Origin of the sequence: Candidatus Nitrosotalea sp. FS (genome assembly GCF_011319475.1) — an archaeon.
GTDB lineage: Archaea > Thermoproteota > Nitrososphaeria > Nitrososphaerales > Nitrosopumilaceae > Nitrosotalea.
In genome coordinates, this window is the sequence record NZ_RCMC01000239.1 from 53067 (window position 1) to 69960 (window position 16894).

Sequence of the window (16894 nt, forward strand, 5' to 3'; positions counted from 1 at the left end):
CAATATCAAAACAGTTTTTCATAGTTAGGTCTTTGAGCCTAAATTTCTGTTTTATGCATTTAATTGTTTATGAGAAAAGGTATATGTGTATGTATGTATATATGTGTGTAAGCGCTATGCAGGATTACAATAACACCGTACAATTGCTTGCCCAAAAGCCCGAATACCTCAAGACACTCCAGCTAGCTGTTCAAAAAGAAGAGGAAAATCTACCCAACAAGCAATATCTGGGATGGCAATGGTTTGATGTGGAGACTCATCCCGCAAAACTCATGAGACTCATTACAAGCAGTATTGTCAAGGTGAACTTCAAGTCCAACAACTCTACCAATTATCTTCTCAAGAATCGAGAATCTGTAAAACGAGCTATAAAGCGTTCATAATTGAAATCTTATGAATTAATATTACTTCTCTAAAACTATTATTTTATTTTCGTAATCTATAGAATACATAGATGAGAATAAACGGTATTGTTCCAAGTACAAATGAAGCGTAATGTTTTCCACTAAAGCTCTGGTTGCAAGTTGTAAACCTAGGAACAGTGTAATCATTGCAGGTTGGGTAACTGTTGGAATAATGGGGCTCTCAGTTATTGTCATGTTCTTGACCTGCATAAAATAAACCATTTTGCAACATAGATGTCTGCAAACTATTGCATTTTTTGAATGGTTTCTTCTCTGAATGTATGCCAAATGCACTATTAGCATTCTTTATAGTATGGAAAAAAGGAGTAAACTCTAATGGTATTTGATATAGATCAAACAATGCTTGTTTATCTTGCCATGATTACAGCTGGCATCTTTCTATTTCCAATAGCGCCATATCCTTCTCCATATTTTATCGGAGGTATTGCACTTATAGTAGTAGGAGGATTCTTGGTCTTGCGTAAATCACGAAGAACTCCTGGCTAATGAAACTTTGACTGCGATCTTAGTTTATCTGTTAACTTGCTAAAAATTTCGTTGTGACTTACATCTGTAAAATTAACAGCACCGCCTTCACGTATGATCTGTTTTTCAAATTTCTCTTTTATCGCAAATGTAACTGATGAATAATGAATCCTACCCTTTAGTTTCTCTTGCACTATGGTATCTGTATCTGGGAACGTTGCAAAATGAAATGACACTCCGCCTGCCCAAAAGATAGTAGGTATGCCACCTCCGGCTGATCTTGCACTGGCAATTATCTGAGTTATCCAGTCTTCAAATCTTAACTCTAATACTTCATGAATGACAAGTTGGTTCCACGGCTCAATTATTATCTCCAAGTCTTGATTACAAATCGCACTCAAGTTTTATTTAAAGAGCCATGGATCTGTTATGAATTAGGCGATCTGGATATGGCTTGCCTCATGAAAGATGGATTTAAATACTATGCAAGTTTTTTGTTGGTTAGGTAATTTAGATATGCAAGATTGGAGTCAAGCGGGCGTATACATACCATTGATGGTAGGATTGATACCAGGATTCATTTACTGGTGTGTAATTACCGCAAAGAAACACAAGTAAATCAACCAAATCTTTTATCTTCTTTTTATAATTATTGTCAACTAACGCTAGTTTAGTAGAACCTTCTAAACTATGTTGTATAGATTATGATATGTTGTATGTGATTAATCCCCTTTTGGAACTAGAATAGATGAAAACTCTGTTACTTTCAAGTTTACTGATTATTACATTATTTACGACAAATATTGTCTGGGCTGATCTTCCATCTCCGACCAGTCTCAAGGCCGAAATACCTCAAACAACATATTCCTACAAAGCAAGTAATGGCACCACTGTAGTACTAGGTGAGGTTCAAAATGACAATGATGTTCCAATCGGTAAGGTGGTTGTCTATGTCAAATTCATGAACAGTGATGGAACTAATATTATAGAATCCAAAACTGGAACAACACTTCTCCAAGTAATTCCTCCACATGGTACATCTCCATTTATGATCTATTCTACACAATCTGATCCATCAATTGCCACTGTTCAAGTAAACATGGGACCATTTGACTCTGCATCCACAAAACAGCAAGCATTAGATATTTCACCGGGGCTTTTACAAGTCTCTGATAAACTGGTTCTTTCTGGTAATGTGCATAATAACGGTGTACAAAAATCACTCAATACCAAAGTCTANAGCAAGCATTGGATATTTCACCAGGGCTTTTACAAGTCTCTGATAAACTGGCTCTTTCTGGTAACGTGCATAATAATGGTGTACAAAAATCACTCAACACCAAAGTCTACCTGGTTTTGTATGACGCATTTCAACGTGTAGTTAGAATGGGAATGTCTAATCCAATTGATGTTGATTCTGGAAAAGATTCACAATTCAGTGTTACTGCCGATTTAGATCCTCGAGCAACATCATATGTTGCTTGTTGCAGAATCTGACACGTATCAATCAAAACCAACTCCCAAGAATGACTTTCAAACACTACCGGTGATTGTAAGTAACACCATGGTAACTGATCCTAATGGAACTTCGTATTCCACTGTTCCAGTTAATGCATCTGTGAAAATAACTAGCAATCTAAATCATATACTCAATTCTACTCAGCCATTCATCTACTACGTTCAAGTCAAACAATTCAATGGCCAAGTTGATTTCATAGGAAAGTATGAAGGAATATTTCTTGGACCTGATACTCAAAATGCATCTGTAGACTGGAAGCCAAATACAGCAGGATCATATTTTGTAGAGACTTATGTGTGGAATTATGATGCAGTTCCTCTTTCTTCTGCAGTACCACAAATCAACGTAGTACTTGTTAAATGACAAGACCCTAAATACAATAGTCATGGCTAGATTCAAACTTGTGGCTTTGGGTGGCACGTTTGATATTATTCACAAGGGACACCTAGAACTCTTGCGAAATGGATTTTCAATATCATCCAAGGTAATCATTGGTCTGACTAGTGATGAGCTTGCAAGAAAGAAAGGAAAAAAACCAAACCATGATTATTCTACAAGATACAAGGCACTAGAAAATACAATCAAAGAAAATTTTCCAAACTCCAAGTATGAAATAAGTAAACTTGACAATGATTTTGGTCCTGCGGTATTAGAAAAAGAAGTAGAAGCTTTGGTGGTAAGTGAAGAGACTTCATCAAAAGGCACAGAACTGAACAAGCTACGGTCTCAGAGAAACTCTCCTCCTGTTGCAGTGATTGTAGTTCCAATGGCTCTAGCCAAGGATGGTACACGTATCTCTACAACACGAATAAAGAGATCTGAGATTGATGCTAATGGCAATATACTTAGTTGACAAACAACTTTTCAATCTTTGAGTAGGTTCCATAAAACTCTAAAATGTCTTGTAAGGTATTGAAAGAATTAACAGACCGAATGTTTCGCAAAATGTCGTCAGATATCACAGGTCTAAAGGAAGGCCTTGATCCTGAAAATATTGCTCTCTGGTACAACAAAGTAATTGAGGAGGCAAAGGAGATGGCGCCTCCGTGGCTTGTGGACAAAATTGGTGTAAAACAGGACCCAATTCTTTATCTGAAATTTAACCTCAATATATCAAAACGAGCGGTTCGTTATCTCATGATGGCCATATCAAATAACCTCGATGACATGCCATATACGACTAGATTGTATTTTCTCAAGGTGCAGGAACTAGTAAGCCAAGAAATGGACAAGTCTCTTGTCTGAAATTACTTTTTTGTTATTTCCACAATGTCTTCGTGAACTTTGGTTTCTGTGATCTTATTTGTGCCATCAATTACAGACTGGATGAAATCTGCAAAAGATTCTGCCTGAAACCTGTCTTTGAAAAGTATGCTGTGGGCAGACTTGTCTTTTAGAGATATTATTATTTCGTTTTCAATTATCTCCAAGATACCATTGATGAAAATTTCATTATCATCTTTTATGTATATCAGACTTGCAAGTTTCTGAGCTTCATAACTATCTGTACATGTAATGTCTTTTTTCATATTGTCTAATCGAACATGAATTTGTCTACTTGGTCTTTTGCTTTTTCTCTCTGTTTTTTGAATTCTGACAAGAAGGGCTTGGTGGCATCTTTTAGGTTACATTTGCACTCTCCACACAATAATTGTCCGCCCTTGCACTTTCTTGCCCTTTCATCAGATTCTTTTTCTGTGTCAAAAAAGTATCTCAGGTACCAAAATACTGGACATATGTTAAAGTTGGCACCAAGTTTTCGCTGAAGCTCAACAGTTGGCTGACCACCAGTAAATGTGCTTGAGATCTTTTTGTCTACCACGTCATCGCTGTCTGTGGTAAATATGGCAGTCTCTGGAATTGAGGATGACATTTTTCCTTGCATTCCAAGTCCTGGTAGAAACTTGGAGTGGATTTGAGCAGGTTTTGGATATCCTAATTTTTCTGCAATATCCCTTGTTACCCTCCAATAAGGATCCTGGTCTATTGCTGCAGGTATGAGAACCGGTGTAGGGCGCCCCTCAATTATTGATGGCAAAAAACAGGGTGCTGCTTGTATTGGTGGAAATCCAATCATACCTATATTTGTAGAATTTTCAAATCCAAAAACAGCTTTTACGGTAGAATAGGTAATTCTTTTTGCTATCTCAAGTGATAAGGGATAAATTCTTTTGATGTCTTTTGTATCAATTAGGATCTTTGTCTTTTTTGGATCAAATCCAATGGCTATGATATCTAGAATATTTTCTTGCGTAAATTTTGATACATCATCCATTGATTTTCCATCACTGTAGAGAAATTTTTCATCATCAGTTAATTGAAATATCAAATTGACATCAAATTTTTCTTGGAGATATTTTGTAAAAATCCATGGTAACAGGTGTCCCATGTGAATCTTGCCTGACGGACCTCTTCCAGTGTACAGGTAAAACTTGTTGCCTTTCTCATATTCTGTCAAAATCTTGTCTAAATCTCTGTGACTGAAAAAGTAACCCAGCTTTAGCATTGGATGTACTTCGCCAGTTATTTTTTCAATACGTGCCTCTAATTCAGGAGAAATCTTTTCCGTGCCAAACTTCTGCATGAGTTTATCGTAGTCAATATCTCCTTCTACGCTCCAAGGAGTTACTGTAAACTCTTCAGATGACATTCATGGTTTAGTTAGGTTAAGGTTTAAAAAGTCTTTTTGGCTTTTTGTGGTAATGTCACAAGTTCTGCATCCAATTGAGCAAAAAATTCTCAAGACCTTGATTGACAAGAAGAGTCTAACACCTGAAGAACTTGCTACTGTGACAAAACTTTCACTAGACCAGATACGACGAGGTATTGAATGGCTCAAGTTCAAGGATCTAGCCAGTGTTGTAGAATCCGAAAAAAATCTTGTAACACTTGGCAAAAGGGGAATTGAAGCATCTGAAAAGGGATTTCCTGAAAGACAGTTGATCAACCATCTACGATCACTAGATGGATATTCGTGTGAAATGAATGACGTAAAAAATTTACTAAAAAATGAATTTGGTCCAGCTATTGCAAATGCAAAGAAGAATGGTTGGGTTGAGATTCATGAAAATAGGATCATGTTAAAGGGATATCATGATGCCACATCTGAGGAAAAAATTATCAAAACCATATCGAAAAATCCTACTGGAACTTTTCTCGAGGAATTTGAAGACAAGGATGCGGTAGAATCACTGAAAAAAAGACCCGAGTTTATTGTTGTTAGCTCAAAAAAATCTGCCTTGGTAACTCTAACCGAAAAAGGTATGGAAACTGCCAAGACCGTACCAGATAACATTGATTTTGAAAGTGTATCTGAGACATCATCTAGAGTAGAACCGGAAGCCAAAGTCGTCAGAGCAATAGATGTTGAAGCCGCTGCTCCAATAATATTTGCAGCAAAGAGTCACCCGTTACGAGATGTAATAGATGAAGTACGAGAAATATTTGTCAGTCTTGGATTTTCTGAGATAATTGGAAATAACGTCCAATCTAGCTTTTGGAACTTTGATGCTCTCTTTACACCACAAGACCATCCTGCAAGAGAGATGCAAGATACATTTTACCTCAAGGATGTAAAAGCAAGTAATATCGCAAAACCTGATCAGATAAAAAAAGTATCTGATGCACACAAGAAGGGTTGGAATTATCAATGGCAAAATGAAGAAGCAAGAAAACTTGTTCTGAGGACACATACTACATGTGTAACCATTAGAGCTCTTGCTGACCAAAAATACGATGAGGCACGATTATTTTCAATAGGCAAAGTGTTTAGAAATGAAAAGTTAAGCTACAAACATCTTGCAGAATTTCATCAAGTAGAAGGAGTTGTAGTTGGTAAAAATGTCACACTACGAGACCTGATGGGATTGCAGACTGAATTTTATCACAAGATGGGAATAAAGAAAATCAAATTCTGGCCAACATTCTTTCCATATACCGAACCGTCGCTGCAATCCATGATATACAATGAAAAACTTGGCAAGTGGGTAGAGTTGTTTGGAATGGGAATTTTCAGACCAGAGGTAACAAAACCACTTGGAATCAAAAATCCAGTTCTAGCATGGGGTGGAGGGATAGAAAGAATTGCCATGTTACGATATGGCTTAGAAGATGTCAGAGAGTTGTATGAAAACAAATTTGGTTGGTTAAGGAGTGTGCCAAAATGCCAGTAGTTACACTATACTTTGACAGGATGAAAAAAATTCTAGGTAGGAGCATTCCAAAGGGGAAAATTATTGACACTTTGCCGTTCATTGGATTAGATATTGAAGATGAGACAGCTGATCACATTAACGTAGAATACAGCCCAAACAGGCCAGATTATTCTACTGATTATGGAATTATTACAGGTCTCCAGGGATTACTTGGAATAAAACTTGGTATGCCTGTATTGAAAATCAAAAATGGAAAATATTTCATAAAAGCAGATCCTTCTGTATCCAAAATACGACCATATGTCACAGCAATAGAGGCAAGAAATGGCAAGCTAGATGATGAAACAATTCGACAAATAATTACAATGCAAGAAGATCTCCATAATGGATTAGGTAGACGACGAAAGAAGGCATCTATTGGAATACATGATCTTGAAAAAATAAAATTCCCGTTATACTACAAAACTGTAACACAGGAGCACAGCTTTGTTCCTCTTGAATCTGATGCATCAATGACTGTAAAAGATATACTAGAAAAAACAGAGACAGGAAAAAAATACAAGAACACCTTGGAAGGACATGCCAAGGTTCCGGTCATTGTAGATTCGGATGGAAAAACTATATCGCTTCCTCCTATTGTTAATGCAAAACTTACAGAAATGAATACAAAGACACGCAATTTACTTGTAGAGGTTACTGCAACTGACAAGAATGCTGCAGAGGGAGTGCTTGCAGTTGTTGCAAATACTTTACAGATTGCAGGATTTGAACTATATTCAGTAAAAATAACTGGAGCGGGAAACTCTACTCCTGTACTAAAATCTAGAGATCTTGTACTAGAGCCAGAACTTGTAAACAAGACACTAGGAATTGAGATATCAAACCAGATCATAGTANTCGAGAAACGCTACTCCTGTGCTAAAATCTAGAGATCTTGTACTTGAGCCAGAACTTGTAAACAAGACCCTGGGAATTGAGATATCAAACCAGCTCATAGTAAAGTCTCTCAAAAAAAGTAGACTGGATGCAAAGTTGAGAGGCAAAAAAATTGTATGTACAATTCCAAGATATAGAACCGATATCTTTGGAGTGATGGACCTCGTAGAAGAAGTTGCTCTTGGATATGGAATTCAAAATCTGGCACCTACGATGCCTGAGTCCGTCTCAGCAGGTGAGAGAAATCATACCACAAAGACACTTGAGACTGTTCGCTCACTTATGATTGGACTAGGGTATCTTGAAGTGATGAACTTTGAGCTTACAAGCAAAGAAATTCTATATGACAAAACTGGTAGAGAATCGTCCAAGATAATATCTGTCGCTGATTCAAAAAGTCAAGAACACATTATTTTGCGTGACATGTTGCTTCCTGGTATGATGGAAGTGTTGTCAAGAAATATTCATGAATCATATCCTCAAAAAATATTTGAGATTGGAACTATATTTGAAAAAGATTCACCAATTAAAGAAGGAATTCATTTGTCCTGTCTTAGTGCACATAAAGATGTCAACTTTACAGAAGTAAAATCTGTTTTACAATCATTTCTTAAAACTGGTTTTAATTTATCCTGTAACACCGTACCACAAAAGGAATCCATGTTTGTTGATGGAAGAACTGGCAGTATTGTGGTTAATGGTAAGAAACTTGGTTCACTAGGTGAAATGGATGCAAAAGTTGCTGACAATTTCAAGCTTAGAACTCCAGTAGCTGGGTTTGAGATCAAACTCACTGATCTTTTATCTTGATGGTTTGTTTTACCTTTGAGAATCATTTTGGAAACAGCTACAATGCTTAGACAGATGTCGGTTACAACCAATTAACTTGTGGTCTTTACAACCACAGAGTAGGCACTTTTTTTCCAATTTGATGTTTTTCTTGGGGGATTTGTGCATATTACAATATTGTTTCTGAAAAAGAGATGCACAGACTTCAAAAACACGCTCAAATTCATCCGATTCTAATCAATCACAATAAATTACTGCCTGGAAAATAATCAATCGCCCCAATACAGCACGCAGACGGACTGGGATGATGAAATATGATTTTTGGTCCACCCAGCCGTGCTACAGGGCACCCCGGTAATAGAACAAGATGAGGATTAAGGCTAACGTACCAATGACTCTATGTGAGTCAGAACCGGGGAACATTCTTTTTTCCTAAACTTTTCAAAAATGCCAAAAATCAAAAGAACCTCCGAAATTCATCCAAAAAATCTAGTTCTCAATTTTCAACTATGATATAATCTTTGATTTACGAAGAGAAAACAGATCTATTGATATATTTGCGTTGTATAGGTATACCATGGCAACTGCATATGTGCTAATAAATTGTGAACTTGGCTCTGAGGAATCAATAATCTCTCAGCTGAAAGCAATCAACGGAGTCAAGGAAGTTCACGGTACCTTCGGGGCCTACGATATTCTCGCAAAGATCGAATCTCCAACAGTGGAAGCATTAAGAGAAATAATCACTTGGAAAATTCGTAAAATAGAGAAGATTCGCTCAACTCTAACCCTGATGGGAATAGAAGGTCAAAGTTAAGTCTCTGTGGAAAAATTTTACCCATCTTTTTGAACACTACACCATAGAGTACTCTAATTTTTTATTCAAAGAACTTTTAATTGCGTTATAATCTTTTCATCACATGCTACTTCATTTCATTTTCTTGGTAAAAGAGGAAGACCTGGAAAATAAAAAATGGGAATTTGAGTACGTTACAAAGATGGCACAGTTCTACAAGGTTTGGATTGAAAAGACTTTTTCGCAAAAAGTCGAGGTTCAGGCAGATGAGATGATAGTAAGATCCAGAAGTAAGNGAGATGGTAGTCAGATCTAGAGGGAAATTCAGGATTGTAGATACACCTGCTTTGCTTGATGACCATGCTGATAGGGGAAGAGATATCTTTCATTTCTATCTGACGTACTTTAGGCCTATTTGGACTGACTGTACATGTGAGGGATATTTTGCAGATAATTTTGGCATGGTCCTATGGAGCAAGAGTCCACAAAAAGATGACTTGAAATTTCTAATGGAAACTAATTGCTCGAAGGTCTCACATGAACTTGCTCATGAGTTTCTAAGACAAGCTGGATACAAAAATTACAAGGAACTAGTCCATGATATATGGGACAAGCATCTCTTTGCATCGTTGCCCTATGAACACTATGATGCCAATAACAAACAAACAGACAAAGATGCTCTGTTTGCAACTATAGATACTTCTAGTTTACGGTTATAGTAGAATGATCCATTTTGATATTTTTTATCTCCTAAAAGACTATAAGTAAGTGGTTTGGAGTTTTTTTATGCCAGAATTTATTTGTCCAGATTGTGGTAAGAAACTATTTCATGAAAATGAAACTACGCTGACTGTTGAAAAACAAGTCCACTTAAAATTCTGCCCTGCTAAAAAGAAGCACTAGCACTTTGTGACAGAGTATATTCTGTCTTGAAAACTAGCTGTCTTGAAATCTATTTTATTTTGTGGATCTTTCTTTCGAGTTGTACTTAGCTTTTCCAAGGTAACAAGTGCCTCTCCATCAAATCCGACTGAGGATCCGAAAACTCCTTCGGAGAGCTGATTTCCATGCTCTCCTTTCTTGATATCGTCAACCATTTCATAAAACTTGATGGCCTCTCTTTTTGTTGTTGGGCCGCCTGAAGATTTGTTAAAACCAACTGCAATGTACATTCCATTATTTTTGACTGCGATGGGTACCTTGTAGACTTTGCCAGAATGACCTGGGATTTTTTCGTTTAACAAAATTTCACACTTGTGGAACATGCTTGAGATGTATGCAAAAAATCGATAGTTGGCGTATACGCCGGAGGAATCTTCGTGACAATCAACAAAAACCTTGTGTAAAAGTTCAAGAGCGGAATCATTCATGCTTTGCAAGCGTTCTTCAATTCTGCCTTTTCTGACCAGATCTGATTTACAGTCTGCAGCAATTTTTTCTAAAATGAAAGGTGGCAGATTATAATTTTTCAGAGTGGAAACAAAAGTTCCAGTTTTAGAGGCTCCAAATGTTGGGAAATTGCCTCTGCTCAATTCAGTCTACCTCGATGTATTTTTGATATTGTAAAACTCAAATCCTATCTCCCCTAGCAGAAATACTAGGTGCCTTTTTCCTTATAACTGTTATCTAGCGGAGAGAGATCGGATGGTGGGGCCGACCGGAATTGAACCGGCGACACACGGGTCACTACAGCTCCAAACTGTACATCATCCTTGCGTCAGTGAAGCTTGTGAAACCACTGGAGCCCTTAGCGGTGATCATGTGATCTAAACTGTCGCCATACCAGGCTAGGCTACGACCCCACGTAATGACCATAAATGCACTTGAATTTTAATTTACTTGACTTCTGAAGATTTATTGGTACCATCATAACTCTTTTTGAGCGTTGGATTGTTACAAGAAAATTGCATGTCATAATTTCTGTATCTTGATCAATTACATGCCTAAATCAGACTCTGATAACTTGGGGAGTAAAACTTGGTTAGACCTATAATCATAATATTGGGGGCAATTCCAGTGCTTGCTGCTCTTTTCATTGTGGTACCAACACTTCTTCGACCCGAAATTCCAAATGTTGCAGTTAATGCTGATGACGTTATATCAATAGAATATAGCAAACAACACCTAAAAAAAATATCATTTGGCCTAACACAGAGCATTGGAGCTGACACAACCGAAGTTTTAACAATATCAAACGATGGCCAAACTACCTACAGTCTCACAAAGAATGGCTATNCTCATTTGGTCTGACACAGAGCATTGGTGCTGATACAACCGAAGTTTTAACAATATCAAATGATGGTCAAACTACCTATAGTCTCACAAAAAACGGCTATTCTGAGCCTGATAAAAAATATCAACTATCAAAAGATGAAGTCAAGAGACTTACTGCATTGATAAAAGAGACAGGATTTATGCAAATTCCAACAACAACCTATCCAGTAAAAAGTNGCTGTCAAAAGATGAGGTCAAGAGACTGACTGCCCTGATAAAAGAGACTGGATTTATGGAAATTCCAACAACAACATTTCCCGTAAAAAGTGATCTAGACGAGTATGAAAAATATGGATTACAAGTTACACTTAATGACAAATCCATCAATGTACAGTGGCCTGACCAGAATTCCACTCAGGAATTCATTCCTCCGTTGATAGGCCAGGTCCAAGACAGCTTGGACGCTGTAATTGCAGAAATAATAAAATAAATAGCGTAAGACTCGATCAAATCTCATGATTCCACTTTCCGGCGATTTGGGCGATACTAAAGGGGTAGTAAAGGAAAAGATAGGATCATTTGGTACTACCAGAGGAACTTCCACACTAAAACGTGGTTTTGCTCACATGCTCAAAAATGGAGTGGTGATGGATGTTACAACTGTTGAGCAAGCTCAAATTGCAGAAGACGCTGGAGCAGTTGCAGTAATGGTTTTGGATAAACTTCCATCTGATGTAAGAAAAGCTGGCGGTGTTGCAAGAACTGCAAGTATTAGAATTATTCAAGAGATTATGGATTCTGTAACAATTCCAGTCATGGCAAAATGCAGAATAGGTCATGTATACGAGGCAATGGTTTTGCAAGAAACAAATGTAGACATGATTGATGAATCTGAAGTTTTAACTCCTGCTGATGAAAACCGTCACATTTGGAAATGGGATTTCACTAGTCCATTTGTAAATGGTGCACGAAATCTTGGTGAAGCTCTCAGAAGAATAGAAGAGGGTGCAGCAATGATTCGAACAAAGGGAGAACCAGGAACTGGCAATGTTGCAGAAGCAGTTATTCATATTAAAAATGTAAACACCGAACTACGACGTATAAAATCAATCTATGATGCAGGTGATGAACAAGACTTGATAAGTGTTGCAAGAGAGTTGAAAGTCTCATACTCTGTTGTGGAACAGACTGCAAGTTTGGGTAGATTGCCAGTTGTCAACTTTGCAGCGGGAGGAATCTCAACTCCTGCCGATGCTGCATACTTGATGACTCTGGGTTGTGACGGAGTGTTTGTAGGATCTGGAATATTCAAAGCTGACGACGCAAAAGAAAGAGCACAAGCAATAGTTTTAGCAACAACATTCTGGGAAGATCCAGACAAGGTAAAAGAAGCACAAAAAATGATTGATGAAAGACAATCAATGTTAGGATTGGACACAAAGAATCTTGAGCTTAGAATGCAAGAACGTGGTAGCACAGCATGAGCGGAATTAACATAGGAATTCTAGCAGTTCAAGGCGATGTTGCAGAAAACATACTTGCAACAAAGATGGCAATTGAAGAACTAGGTATGGAAGGTATTGTAACTGAGGTTAAAACTCCTGAACAAATATCTGATCTTGATGGACTGGTAATACCGGGTGGGGAAAGCACTGTGATAGGCACGCTCTCTNGGTGGAATGCCTGTATTTGGAATATGCGCTGGTATGATAATGCTCTCAAAAAAGGCAAAAGATAGAGTGGTTGGAGAAATGGACCAGCCATTGTTAGACTTTCTTGATGTGAAAATAGAACGAAATGCCTTTGGNTACTCTCTCTCTTGTCAATGGCTCGTTAAAGAAAATTAAAGAAAAGATTGCAAGTGGAATGCCTGTATTTGGAATATGCGCAGGTATGATACTGCTTTCAAAAAAGGCAAAAGATAGGGTAGTTGGCGAAATGGACCAGCCATTGCTAGACTTTCTTGATGTGAAAATAGAACGAAATGCCTTTGGCAGACAAAAGGACTCGTTTGAATCTGAAATCTCGATGGATAAGATTGGAATTCCAAAGTTTCCAGGAGTGTTCATTCGTGCGCCTTCAATCATAGAAATAGGTAAGGATGTAGAAGTGCTGTCCAAGTTTAATGAAAAGATAATCGCAGTAAAACAAGGCAACATACTAGGTACTTCATTTCATCCTGAGCTTACAGGGGATATTTCACTTCACAAATACTTTGTAAGCATGATTAAAAAGAAGAACTAGATCTACAGATTAAATTACTGGAATACCGTTTATATTAAATTCAAATCGATTGTATACTGTTATTGTAATGGAAATAGAGACAACTCCAGAACTAGTTTCAAAGGTTTACAAAAAAATTGAAGAGAACATTTCTAAATATAGAAAACTAGTCAACAGGCCGCTTACTCTAACTGAAAAGATCCTAGTTGGCCATCTTGATGATATTGAAAGTGCAAAAGATCTAGAACCAGGAAAAAGCTATTCATTTCTTAGACCAGATAGAGTTGCACTGCAAGATGTCACAGGACAAATGGTGATTTTACAATTCATGCAATCAGGTCTTAAACGAAGCACACTTCCAACAACTGTTCACTGTGATCATCTTATTCGAGCCAAAGTTAGTGGAGATGTAGATATCAAAGTTGCACTAGATGAAAACAGTGAGGTCTACAAGTTTCTAGAATCATCCTCAAGAAAATATGGAATAGGATTCTGGAAGCCTGGTGCGGGAATTATTCATCAGGTTGTATTGGAAAATTATGCTTTTCCTGGTGGATTAATGATTGGAACTGACTCTCACACTCCAAATGCAGGTGGTCTAGGTATGCTTGCTATTGGAGTAGGAGGACTGGATGCAACTGAGGTAATGGCAGGATTTCCATGGGAACTCTTGTATCCTAAAAGAATTGGTATACATCTAAAAGGAGAGCTAAACGGCTGGGTTGCTCCAAAAGACATCATATTGTATGTAGCATGGAAGCTTACAGTATCAGGCGGGACAAATGCCATAGTGGAATACTTTGGACCTGGTACCAAGTCAATCAGCTGTACTGGCAAAGCTACCATAACAAACATGGGTGCAGAAATCGGCGCAACATGCTCTGTGTTTCCATATGATGATAAAATGGAAGTTTATCTCAAGTCCACTAATCGCGAACAAATTGCAGATATTGCAAACAAACACAGAGATATTCTTGTGGCAGATCCTGAAGTAGAACAAAATCCAGAAAAATATTTTGATAAAGTAATAGAGATTGATCTATCTGCACTGGAGCCATACATTGCAGGCCCGCACACGCCAGACCTTGCAAGGCCAATATCTGCACTTGCAGAAGATGTAAAACAAAACAAATATCTTGATACTATCTCTGTTGCTCTTATTGGAAGCTGCACCAATTCATCTTATGAGGATATGACAAGAGCTGCATCTGTTGCAGAACAAGCAAAATCTCACGGAATGAATGTGAAAATTCCTCTTCTTGTAACTCCAGGCTCAGAACAAATTAGAGCAACAATTGAACGCGATGGACAGATGCATACGTTAAATGAAATTGGAGCAACCGTACTAGCCAATGCTTGTGGTCCATGCATAGGACAATGGAATAGACCTGAGATAAAACCTGGAGAGCCAAATACTATTGTGACATCATTTAATCCGAAATTTCCCTGGAAGAAATGACGGCAGAAGAGAGACAATGGCCTTTATGGGTAGTCCTGAATTAATTGTGGCACTTGCTCTTGGTGGAAGACTCTCATTTAATCCGCTAAAAGATACACTGAAGGGTTCTGACGGAAAAGAATTCAAACTAGAGCCGCCGAAAAAAGCAGCAGAGGTACCATCCAAAGGATTCTCAAATGTGGGACAAATCTACGTTCCACCAGCTGCAAATCCTGATGAAATTCAAGTAGTTATCAATCCTGCAAGCGGAAGACTGCAAAAACTAGAACCATTTCTGAAATGGGATGGTAAAGATTTTGTGGAATTGCCACTTTTATTAAAGGCAAAAGGAAAATGCACAACAGATCATATCTCTCCGGCAGGTGCATGGTTGTCATTGCGTGGTCATATAGACAAAATTAGTGACAACATCTTCCTTGGTGCAGTTAATGCATTTACCGATGATGTTGGCAAGGGAAAGAATCAACTAAACAGAAACACAGAATCGTTTCCGGTCATAGCACGACAATACAAAGAGAAGGGACTAAAATGGATTGTAATTGGCGATAATAATTATGGAGAAGGTAGTAGCAGAGAACATGCCGCCATGTCTCCAAGATATCTTGGATGTGCCGCAGTTATTGCACGAAGTTTTGCACGTATACATGAAACTAATCTAAAGAAACAAGGAGTACTTGCACTCACTTTTGTCAATCCATCTGATTATGATAAAGTCCAAGAGTCTGATAAAATAAGCATTCTTGATCTATCCAATATGCAACCTGGAAAAAATATCAGATGCATACTAAATCACAAAGACGGAACAAAAGATGAGATTGCACTCAAGCATTCATACAATGACTTTCAAATAAAATGGTTCCAAGCAGGTTCTGCCTTGAACATAATGCGTGAAAGAGAAGCACAAGCCAACTAAAGAACTAATAGTTTGAGTGACGTTATTTTCTATCAGTGTGAGTCATACATTTGATCCCAATGAACTCTACAATAGAGTAGTACATTACTACATTGACAAAAAGGGATATTCAAAAGAACAGGCAAATCAAATAGCCAGAAAGGTTGTAGAGCGAGAAAAAAGTAGGCACACATGTAAGAATGTAAGCTGTGGCCATGGCCTAGATGACCATATACGACACAGCGAAACTTGCCTTGTTATTGATTGTGATTGTAGAAAGTTTGTCAGTTAGATACTTGTAACAATATCTTTCCTGACTGGTTGCTTTTTTCCATCTTTTGATGCGCAATTTTGGCGTCCTTTAGATCAAATATGCTATCAATTACTGGTTTGATCTTCTTTGATTTCATAAATTTGTGTAGTGCAACAAGTTGTGATTTTGATCCAAGATATGCTCCAATTATCTGGGCCTCTTTACTGTAAAACGATCTAATGTTTACCATTGCCTCTCCTCCAGTTGTGGTACCACACGCAATCATCCTTCCTTTTATCTTGAGAACTTCAAGGCTTACAGGCCATGTCTTTGCTCCGACATGATCAATTACCGCATCAACTCCTATCTGGTTTGTAAATCTAAGTACCTCTGATTCTACATCTTTGGTATTTCTGTCTATTACAAAATCTGCTCCAAGTTTTTTTGCAAATCTTACTTTATTTTTGTCTGATGCAACTGTTATGACCTTCAAGCCTTTTGCTTTTGCAAGCAATATTGCAGNTGCATCAACTCCCAATTGGTTTGTAAATCTAAGTACTTCTGATTCTACATCTTTGACATTTCTGTCTATTACAAAATCTGCTCCAAGTTTTTTTGCAAATGTCATCTTGTTCTTGTCTGATGCAACTGTGATGACCTTCAAGCCTTTTGCTTTTGCAAGCAATATTGCAGCAGATCCTACTCCGCTATTTGCACCCCAGATTAGGATGGTATCACCTTTTTTGCATTTTGATTTTTCTAACATATT

General features: G+C 37.7%; 16 protein-coding genes and 7 pseudogenes. 16 read left to right on the top strand and 7 right to left on the bottom strand.

All coding sequences use genetic code 11. The annotated features are described in order from the left end of the window. Positions 1-116: 116 nt before the first annotated feature. Entirely contained in the window at positions 117-383 is a 267-nt protein-coding gene (locus DYY66_RS09180; protein WP_166288457.1) for a hypothetical protein, read from the top strand. A gap of 21 nt (positions 384-404) precedes the next feature. On the opposite strand, the gene DYY66_RS13215 is transcribed toward DYY66_RS09180, so the two are convergent. Further along, positions 405-614 carry a hypothetical protein gene (locus DYY66_RS13215; protein ID WP_218583696.1) on the bottom strand — a complete coding sequence of 70 codons (210 nt, stop codon included), beginning with the start codon at positions 612-614 and terminating at the stop codon, positions 405-407. A 126-nt stretch (positions 615-740) separates the two neighbouring features. Here DYY66_RS13215 and DYY66_RS09185 point away from each other — a divergent pair, with 126 nt between their 5' ends. Further along, on the top strand, positions 741-911 hold the full coding sequence (locus tag DYY66_RS09185; protein WP_166288460.1) for a hypothetical protein: 171 nt from the start codon (positions 741-743) through the stop codon (positions 909-911). On the opposite strand, the gene DYY66_RS09190 is transcribed toward DYY66_RS09185, so the two are convergent. Further along, positions 908-1291 (bottom strand): hypothetical protein, encoded by a 384-nt coding sequence (locus tag DYY66_RS09190; RefSeq protein WP_255496411.1) that lies wholly within the window; start codon positions 1289-1291, stop codon positions 908-910. The two genes, DYY66_RS09185 and DYY66_RS09190, sit on opposite strands and share 4 nt — an antisense overlap. A gap of 347 nt (positions 1292-1638) precedes the next feature. Here DYY66_RS09190 and DYY66_RS16445 point away from each other — a divergent pair. From DYY66_RS16445 to DYY66_RS09210, 4 genes are all read left to right on the top strand, one after another. Then, a partial coding sequence (locus DYY66_RS16445) for an FxLYD domain-containing protein (RefSeq protein ID WP_394352623.1) occupies positions 1639-2129 on the top strand: 491 nt, incomplete at its 3' end. 235 nt (positions 2130-2364) lie between these two features. Next, positions 2365-2772, top strand: a complete 408-nt coding sequence (locus DYY66_RS09200) for a hypothetical protein (RefSeq protein WP_166288466.1) — start codon at positions 2365-2367, stop codon at positions 2770-2772. A 22-nt stretch (positions 2773-2794) separates the two neighbouring features. Beyond that, on the top strand, positions 2795-3262 hold the full coding sequence (locus tag DYY66_RS09205; RefSeq protein WP_166288469.1) for a phosphopantetheine adenylyltransferase: 468 nt from the start codon (positions 2795-2797) through the stop codon (positions 3260-3262). Between the two features lie 80 nt (positions 3263-3342). After that, positions 3343-3654 (top strand): hypothetical protein, encoded by a 312-nt coding sequence (locus DYY66_RS09210; RefSeq protein WP_166288644.1) that lies wholly within the window; start codon positions 3343-3345, stop codon positions 3652-3654. Positions 3655-3656: 2 nt separating this feature from the next. Here the strand turns inward: DYY66_RS09210 and DYY66_RS09215 are convergent, their stop codons facing one another. Both DYY66_RS09215 and DYY66_RS09220 read right to left on the bottom strand, forming a co-directional pair. Continuing rightward, positions 3657-3938: a hypothetical protein gene (locus tag DYY66_RS09215; RefSeq protein WP_166288472.1), complete on the bottom strand. Its 282-nt coding sequence runs from the start codon at positions 3936-3938 to the stop codon at positions 3657-3659. Positions 3939-3943: 5 nt separating this feature from the next. Then, entirely contained in the window at positions 3944-5059 is a 1116-nt protein-coding gene (locus DYY66_RS09220) for a tryptophan--tRNA ligase (RefSeq protein ID WP_166288475.1), read from the bottom strand. 52 nt (positions 5060-5111) lie between these two features. Between DYY66_RS09220 and DYY66_RS09225 the strand changes: the two genes are divergently transcribed. The 4 genes and pseudogenes from DYY66_RS09225 to DYY66_RS09240 all read left to right on the top strand — a co-directional run bounded on the left by DYY66_RS09225 (position 5112) and on the right by DYY66_RS09240 (position 9105). Beyond that, positions 5112-6581, top strand: coding sequence for a phenylalanine--tRNA ligase subunit alpha (locus DYY66_RS09225; protein ID WP_166288478.1), 1470 nt, complete (start codon positions 5112-5114; stop codon positions 6579-6581). After that, positions 6572-7459: pseudogene (locus DYY66_RS09230) on the top strand (phenylalanine--tRNA ligase beta subunit-related protein); the annotation flags it as partial. The gene DYY66_RS09225 and the pseudogene DYY66_RS09230, both read left to right, overlap by 10 nt. Before the next feature lie 19 nt (positions 7460-7478). Further along, on the top strand, positions 7479-8309 hold the full coding sequence (locus DYY66_RS16450; protein ID WP_166288484.1) for a hypothetical protein: 831 nt from the start codon (positions 7479-7481) through the stop codon (positions 8307-8309). Positions 8310-8865: 556 nt separating this feature from the next. Continuing rightward, positions 8866-9105 carry an Lrp/AsnC family transcriptional regulator gene (locus tag DYY66_RS09240; protein ID WP_101009471.1) on the top strand — a complete coding sequence of 80 codons (240 nt, stop codon included), beginning with the start codon at positions 8866-8868 and terminating at the stop codon, positions 9103-9105. A gap of 878 nt (positions 9106-9983) precedes the next feature. Here DYY66_RS09240 and DYY66_RS09250 read toward each other — a convergent pair. Next, positions 9984-10616, bottom strand: coding sequence for a hypothetical protein (locus DYY66_RS09250; RefSeq protein ID WP_166288487.1), 633 nt, complete (start codon positions 10614-10616; stop codon positions 9984-9986). A gap of 445 nt (positions 10617-11061) precedes the next feature. On the opposite strand from DYY66_RS09250, the pseudogene DYY66_RS09255 reads away from it, so the two are divergent. From DYY66_RS09255 to DYY66_RS09280, 6 genes and pseudogenes are all read left to right on the top strand, one after another. Further along, positions 11062-11319 (top strand): annotated as a pseudogene (locus DYY66_RS09255) (hypothetical protein); the annotation flags it as partial. A 494-nt stretch (positions 11320-11813) separates the two neighbouring features. Beyond that, entirely contained in the window at positions 11814-12782 is a 969-nt protein-coding gene (gene pdxS / locus DYY66_RS09265) for a pyridoxal 5'-phosphate synthase lyase subunit PdxS (RefSeq protein WP_166288496.1), read from the top strand. Then, positions 12779-12970, top strand: a pseudogene (locus tag DYY66_RS14860) (pyridoxal 5'-phosphate synthase glutaminase subunit PdxT); the annotation flags it as partial. The gene pdxS and the pseudogene DYY66_RS14860, both read left to right, overlap by 4 nt. 40 nt (positions 12971-13010) lie before the next feature. After that, positions 13011-13105 (top strand): annotated as a pseudogene (locus DYY66_RS16455) (pyridoxal 5'-phosphate synthase glutaminase subunit PdxT); the annotation flags it as partial. 1 nt (position 13106) lies between these two features. Next, positions 13107-13542 (top strand): annotated as a pseudogene (pdxT, locus tag DYY66_RS09275) (pyridoxal 5'-phosphate synthase glutaminase subunit PdxT); the annotation flags it as partial. Positions 13543-13609: 67 nt separating this feature from the next. Further along, positions 13610-15893, top strand: a pseudogene (locus DYY66_RS09280) (aconitate hydratase). 263 nt (positions 15894-16156) lie between these two features. Here the strand turns inward: DYY66_RS09280 and DYY66_RS16460 are convergent. Both DYY66_RS16460 and DYY66_RS16465 read right to left on the bottom strand, forming a co-directional pair. Next, complete coding sequence (locus DYY66_RS16460; RefSeq protein WP_394352626.1) at positions 16157-16639, bottom strand: zinc-binding dehydrogenase; 483 nt, start codon at positions 16637-16639, stop codon at positions 16157-16159. Positions 16640-16648: 9 nt separating this feature from the next. Continuing rightward, positions 16649-16891, bottom strand: a pseudogene (locus DYY66_RS16465) (zinc-binding dehydrogenase); the annotation flags it as partial. Positions 16892-16894 lie beyond the last annotated feature (3 nt).